6 protein-coding genes are annotated in these 7,214 nt (G+C 32.7%); 2 read left to right on the top strand and 4 right to left on the bottom strand.

Annotated features, from left to right (window positions below):
* The first annotated feature begins 11 nt into the window (after positions 1 to 11).
* Positions 12 to 707 carry a helix-turn-helix transcriptional regulator gene (locus Q0K76_RS06260; protein WP_294964169.1) on the top strand — a complete coding sequence of 232 codons (696 nt, stop codon included), beginning with the start codon at positions 12 to 14 and terminating at the stop codon, positions 705 to 707.
* A 681-nt stretch (positions 708 to 1,388) separates the two neighbouring features.
* Entirely contained in the window at positions 1,389 to 1,628 is a 240-nt protein-coding gene (locus Q0K76_RS06255; RefSeq protein ID WP_294613048.1) for a hypothetical protein, read from the top strand.
* A 260-nt stretch (positions 1,629 to 1,888) separates the two neighbouring features.
* Here Q0K76_RS06255 and Q0K76_RS06250 read toward each other — a convergent pair whose 3' ends face one another.
* From Q0K76_RS06250 to Q0K76_RS06235, 4 genes are all read right to left on the bottom strand, one after another.
* Entirely contained in the window at positions 1,889 to 3,490 is a 1,602-nt protein-coding gene (locus Q0K76_RS06250; protein WP_294613046.1) for a bifunctional aspartate transaminase/aspartate 4-decarboxylase, read from the bottom strand.
* Between the two features lie 28 nt (positions 3,491 to 3,518).
* Complete coding sequence (aspT, locus tag Q0K76_RS06245; protein ID WP_294613043.1) at positions 3,519 to 5,219, bottom strand: aspartate-alanine antiporter; 1,701 nt, start codon at positions 5,217 to 5,219, stop codon at positions 3,519 to 3,521.
* Between the two features lie 371 nt (positions 5,220 to 5,590).
* On the bottom strand, positions 5,591 to 5,989 hold the full coding sequence (locus Q0K76_RS06240; RefSeq protein WP_294613040.1) for a hypothetical protein: 399 nt from the start codon (positions 5,987 to 5,989) through the stop codon (positions 5,591 to 5,593).
* A gap of 39 nt (positions 5,990 to 6,028) precedes the next feature.
* Positions 6,029 to 7,096, bottom strand: a complete 1,068-nt coding sequence (locus tag Q0K76_RS06235; RefSeq protein WP_363322407.1) for a class I SAM-dependent methyltransferase — start codon at positions 7,094 to 7,096, stop codon at positions 6,029 to 6,031.
* Between the last annotated feature and the right edge of the window lie 118 nt (positions 7,097 to 7,214).

The following is a 7,214-nucleotide window of genomic DNA, read 5'->3' as shown; positions in this document are numbered from 1 at the left end:
GAGATAAAACTATGACTTCATTTACTGATAGAATTAATTTGGCATTGAAAAAATCAGGCATGTCTCAACATCAATTAGCCGAAAAAGTTAAAATCAGCCAACCCGCCATTCAAAAATTACTTTCCGGAAAATCCAGTACTTCCAGAAAAATTGTTGAAATAGCTAGCGCATTAAATGTAGACCTTTTGTGGCTAACCAAAGGTATTCAAGAGGCTAAAGTCAGTCACAATCAATCCAATGCAACCATGCTTGGCGCTATTGATGAATGGGATAGTAAAACTCCACTTGATGATGACGAGGTTGAAGTGCCATTTTATAAGGATGTTCGGCTTGCGGCCGGTGATGGATTTGCCGATGATATTGAAGACTATAATGGCTATAAATTACGCCTTTCCAAATCAACCATGCGTAAGTATGGCATTGATAAAGATTGTGCGGTCTGTTTGACTGTTTATGGTGACAGTATGGAGCCGGTGTTTACTGATGGCTCTACTGTTGGTATCGATCAGGCTGATACCAACATTCGCGATGGCAAAATATACGCGATTAATCATGATGGATTACTAAGAATAAAAATCCTTGAAAGATTACCTGGTAATCAAGTTAAAATCAGAAGTTATAACCCAGGATATGAGGATGAAATTGTTTCGCAAGATGAAATCACTATTCTTGGACGTGTTTGGTGGCAATCATCTATATTAGATTAGTAATAATAAAAAGCGTTGAGGTATTTTATTCGTTGTCTTCAATATCGTTTATTATTATCAAATAAATTCACATAGTTTAAAAAGTTAAGTTATTGCAGTAAAAAATACTTAATTCAAAAACAAATCACTTTAAATTAATATTCAAGCCCCCGATGGGGCTTTTTTCATATTTAACCCCTTGCGTTATTCCATATCTATTTTTAATTAACATAAAACAAATCACATCGATAACTTTATTTTAATTTCAATAACTTTTATTATTGACAATGACGATAACTTATTTTATCATAACAACATCAAAACCAATCAACTTAACAACAAAATTAAACAATACTGCGAGTTATTTAATTAGTTAAGAAGATTCAAGTAGCTAGCAGAGGCATATGAACATACTGCGGTTTTGATTCAATACCACAAATTAAGTTACATAATTTGACATGATTGATTAGGTAGATTAATTATTGCCTACTTGTTGTTACCAAAATCATATTTTCGGAGAGATAACTTTGATAAATCAAGATTTTGTAAATAAGGAAATTAAAGACAAATTTCACCAACATTACCAATTAACACCAAGTGAAAGACTATTTGCCCTGATTTCTAGTTTGATATTGATTATTAATATTGTGTTTGGATTATTTTACTAGAATGTAACAAATTGCTGTGAGGTGAGTTATGCCAATGTCTTATGCTCAATTTATAAAAAATACAGACGTTGACCAAAAAAAGCAGATTGAAGTCGAAAATATTCAATGCGCTTTATTGAATGAATTATCATTTATGGATTATGAAGCAAACGAAGATATCAAAGAGACGCTTTATAATATCGCCGAAAAATTAGTAAACGAGAAAGCTAAAACCAGGGGTTTTCGCAATATGTCTCTTGAACAATACTGCAACGCATATGATAAGGCTATTTAAGTTATCATAATTGGCCTATCTTTCACTATTCACTGGTAAATAAATATTAAATTAGGTTTATATTGATCATGATATAGACAAAATTCTTATAATTTTATCACCATTATGAATATAAATCGCACACTGAAATAATTAAATAATGGAACTTTAAATATAAAAATTTTACATTTGATTTTATTAAAAAAAACCCTAGATAAACTAGGGTTTGGATTGATTGTAAATAGCTATAAAAAGATATTAGCTTTTATATTTGAGCTATATTATTTGTTCTTGGCTTTAGTTTTGTATTCATCATAGTATTCTTGAGCAAGTTTACGTAATGACAAACCGATAGCTGCATATTGGTATTCATTTAAATTAGCTAATGACGCCCGTGCAGAAGGATGTTGCACCGCAAACCCTTTACCTGGTAATAAGACTACACCAGTTTCATCAGCAATTCTAAATAGCAATTCAGTTGGATTTTTATTTTTTAAGATCCATTTAGCGAATTTATCGTCATACAATTCTCGACAAATAGTTTCAAGGTCGATCAATGTGTAATAATCAACACTATTCTCATCCGATTTATGTTCCAAACCTAAATGTTGATAGAGCGATGCCGCACGGCGACGAATTAAATTCTTCAATGTTGCTTTATAACTTTGATCGCTATCCATCATTTCACATAATGCAAATAATACCATTTGGATTTGTTGAGGAGTAGAAAGACCAGATGTGTGATTCAACGCCACCGCCCGGCTATCAGCAACTAAACGATCAATAAACTTCAAGTGTGCTGGTTCAGTAACAATTGAGCTATAGCGTTTGTTTAAAATATTTCTGGCCTTAGTTGGCAATGCTTTAATCTTATTATCAATTACATTGTCATGGGCCATAGCAATAACACCTAAACGCCAACCTGTTGCCCCAAAATATTTAGAAAATGAGTACACCAAAATAGTATTTTTTGGACAAATAGCAAATAATGATTGAAAATCGTCCGCAAAAGTACCGTAAACATCATCAGTTAAAATAATTAAGTCAGGGCGTTTTTTTACGATGTCAGCAATAATTTTTAAACTTTTATCATCTATTTTTACTGATGGCGGATTGGATGGATTGACCAAATAAAACGCTTTTATCGAAGGATCTTCTAATTTTCGTAATTCTGATTCAGAATATTGCCAATTAAGTTTAGGATCGGAATTAACTAATACTTCCACCAATTGATAATCATTTAATTCAGGTATTTCAAGGTAAGGAGTAAAAATAGGCGCGCCAATGGCAATTTTGTCGCCTTTTTGAATTAAATCATTTTCTTTCATGGAATTAAAAATATAGGCCATTGCTGCCGTACCACCTTCAACGGCAAACAGGTCAATTTCATCACGATGAAGATATTGCGCCCCCATTTGCTCTAAAACGTACGCTTTTACCACTTCTTCACTAAAACGTAACATTCTATCTGGAACAGGGTAATTACAACCTAATATACCTTCTACCATTTCTTGTAGAAAAGCGTTTTCGTCTAATCCTAGTTGATCGCGAATATAAGAAAAGGCTTTACCTAAAAAAGCAACACCTGGCGTGTCATAATTAAGACGAACAAAATGTTCAAAACGACCAGTTAATCCTGCCTTTATTGGCATACCACCCACACCTTCATTCAGGTATGAATAAGACATTTCGGATTCTTGAATCGCAAATACACCAAGTTGGAAAAAGGCTTGACGAGGCCAAGTTGCCAGAAAATTAGGATTACCACGGCCAGCATTTAGCATTACCCGATCAGTATGGCTTTGTGCTAGTTTAATCAAGTTATCTTTTAATTCAAAAGGACTTAAATTAGCATATTGAGCATAATCAATTTTATTTTTCATAAACTGGATCCTTAATTTGATATTTCAATTAAACAAAAGCCACAACCAATGGACCTAATAAAGTTAGGAAGACATTAGCTAAAGCATAAGTAATAGCAAAAGAGTTAGTCGGTGTTGAATTACCGGCTTTATTGAGTACTTCACCAAAAGCTGGATTGGCACTACGTGCACCGGATAAAGCACCAGCAAATACCGCAGCATTTTTATAACCAAGGACATATTTACCAAAATAGATAGCGAGTATCATAGGTAATAAAGTTACCACTATACCGATAAGAAATAGTGATAAACCTTGTTCGCGAATAGTATTGATAGCCTGTAGTCCAGAGCTGAGTCCAACTACGGCCACGAAACCTGCTAATCCAAAGTCTTTTAATAATTGCAAGGCTCCGGCTGGAATATTACCCACAGTTTGATGCATTGAACGATACCAACCAAACAGTAAACCAGACAATAGTGCACCACCGCCTGCTCCAAGAGTAATAGGAATATCACTAATACGGATAACAATTAATCCAATAATAAGGCCAACAACTAATCCTAAACCATGGAAGATCCAATCAGTTTTTTCACTTCTAGTAATCGGTGCACCAATTCTATCAATTACACGTTTTAAATCACTGTCTGCACCATAAACGGTAATAATATCACCAAGCTGGAAATGAATATCATCATTAAGAGACAGCGGTTGACCATCGCGATGGATAGCAATCAGGTAAATACCATGTTTTAATTTCATTACCTCATCAGAAGAGAGCACTTGTTTTAAACTTTCACCGACATAACGAGAATTTCGCATCTCAACATCAACAGTATTCATGACAACATCCATGCCTGAAGCTGAATTGACTTCGGTACCAAGCAAATCATGTGCTTCGATCATGGCATTACGATGACCGACAACTAAAATGATATCTTTTGCTTTTAATGTCGTGTCAGGTGTGGCTTCAATAATTTTATTACCACGTTTGATGCGCTCAATACTGATTCCATTAATATTTTGTTCAATATGAGCAACCGTTTGTGCAATCTTATTAGTAACACGATAAAGACGTCCACTAATATCAGATAATGCATAATTTTGATTACTACCTAATAAAAGAGAGCCATTAAGTTGTTCAGCTTGAGCCTTAATAGCGTCATCACCAATATCTCGACTCATTATTTTTGGTAATATATTAACGCATACTATAATTGCACCAAGCGAGCCAAATATATAAGTAACTGCATAACCGATAGTGACATTACCTTGTAACTTACTCAGTTCTTCTGCACTTAAACCTAATTGAGATAAAGCATCTGAAGCAGTTCCCATAATAGCAGATTGAGTTAAGCCACCAGCGGCTAAACCAGCTGCAAGTCCTTTATCTAAATGGAATATTTTAGCTAATACAACCACTGTGACAAAACCTGCAACAGCAATAAATAGTGCTAAAAAGATTTCGCGTAGTGTTTTAACACCAAGTGAACGGAAAAACTGCGGGCCACTTTCATAACCAACAGCATAAATAAATAATGCAAATAGCACAGCTTTAACACCAGCATCAACCGTGACGCCAAAAACACTTAATGCTACTGCGACAAGCAATGAACCAGCAACACCACCTAATTGAAATTTGCCAATTCTAATACCACCAATTAAATACCCTAAACTTAACGATAAAAATAAAAGGATTTCTGGCGAGTGCTTAAGCCCATCTAAAATCCAGTTTAATAGCCATTGAAACATAATAAGTGTCCTCAAGCATGAAAAAAAAGAATTAAGAAAGATATGTAAGGGAATTGGAGCTGTAATCATCAATTTTAATATGAATACTTTTTCATATTAAACTGCTATTAAAATAATAGATAGTCATTTTTAACGATTGATAAAATCGTTAGAAAGTGGTTTGTAAATAATTTGTTTATTATAAATAAAAATAAGGTAAAGCTTAGTAAATTAATAATAAGAAATATTTAATTTTTGCAAATTAAATAACAAAAAAAAATAAAAATGGTTATTAATATTTGACTTGTTAATATGCCCAATAAAAAATTGGGCATATATAAATTAAACAGAAAAAGACAAATCAAATATTTTTAAATTAGAAAACACAAGTATTATTTAATATTAAAAATATTTTGCTTAATTTTAGTATCTAAATTATTTATCCAACGATTATAGTTACGATGTACATTTCCTTGACCATTTTTTAAATTATTACTCACAGATACATAGTTAATTGAATAACCTTTTGCAGAATAAGGGATGTTTACCACAACTTCATAGTTACGATTAAACAATCGACCACGAATAGTATTATTACTAATTACATCCATTTTCCATGTACCAAAAGCAGCTTTATCTTTTGTTGCTGTTGCCAAAATAGCTTTTTTCACTTGCTCTTTGGTTAGGCCATCTACAGGTGTAGTAATATTATGAGGTGTCTGATATTTACCTGCACACCCAAATAAAAATGTAATGAATACCATGGTTAATAGAACTTTAAAAAACTTCATTGTATTACTCCTTCAATAATTATTATTTACTTTTGTTACTTAACGTTTTTTACATATTAATAGGGTATGACCAAAACCTAAGTTATCAATATCCTGTTCAACATGAAAACCGGCTGTACTTAAACATTTATAAAACACTTTAGAATGATAAAAACGACTATTGCCATTTGCTAAACACGTAAAATATAACGAAGAAGCATTTAAACTCAATGCTCCTGCTTCGAAAGCCTGCCTATCCCAGAAAAGATCCATAATACAAACAGTTGCATTATCTTGCATGCTATGATGAATTAACTTCAAAATATGAACAATCTGATCTTCGCTAAAACAATCTAAAAACTGACTCATCCACCAAACATCAGCCTGATTTGGTAATTCATCGGCTTTTAATAAATCCACAGCAAATCCATTAATGCGATCAGCAAAACCCGCTTGCTCAATATTCTCTTTTGCCACTGCAAGCTGTTGAGGTAAATCAAGTAATGTAATTTTTACTTCTGGATTATGTTTAGCACAATATAGTGCCCATAATCCAGTATTACCACCAACATCATAAATATGTTTAGGAGTTAATTTATTGACATAAGAAAATGCAATAGGAAATGAATGATTAGAATAGAAATGATCAAACTCAAACCAGCTTTTTTTAGCTTGTTCCGGTAATAAATTTAATGCAGGGTAAATTGTCTTCCAATTACCAAAGACTTTTAATCCAGCTGGGTAGCCAGCTTCTAGTGCATCTTGCAGATAAAACATACTTTGATAACAAATATCTTGGGTAAAATTTAAATTAACTTGCGTCATTTTATCATGCAATAAAAAGTGTCCTATTTTACTCAAAATATAATTTTCATCGTTCTGATAAATCACATGCATGCTTAACCCAACATCTAATAAAAGTTGAATTGCATAAGAAGAAAGTGGAACTTCTTTGGTTATATTATCAATATTAGTTCCTTGCATACCAGCACGATCTAAACAGGCTAAAAGGCCATTTTTTCTCATACAGACAACTGCCTGGAATAAAATTGGTGCAAAGGCAATTTTCTGTGCTTCAGTAATTGCTTCTAAAGCCGACTTGCTATTTTTATCATAACCATACTTCATATTTTCCTGACTAATCAATTTAATTCCCTTTATATTATTTTAATGTGTTGTATAGCATGATATCGAATATTTTTATTTGGAAATCATGTAACTAACGATATAATATTGCTGTTTATCA

It is taken from the genome of uncultured Gilliamella sp. (assembly GCA_945271295.1).
GTDB lineage: Bacteria > Pseudomonadota > Gammaproteobacteria > Enterobacterales > Orbaceae > Gilliamella.
The sequence above is the reverse complement of the archived record's forward strand: the minus strand, read 5'-3'. Positions and strand labels throughout refer to the sequence as shown.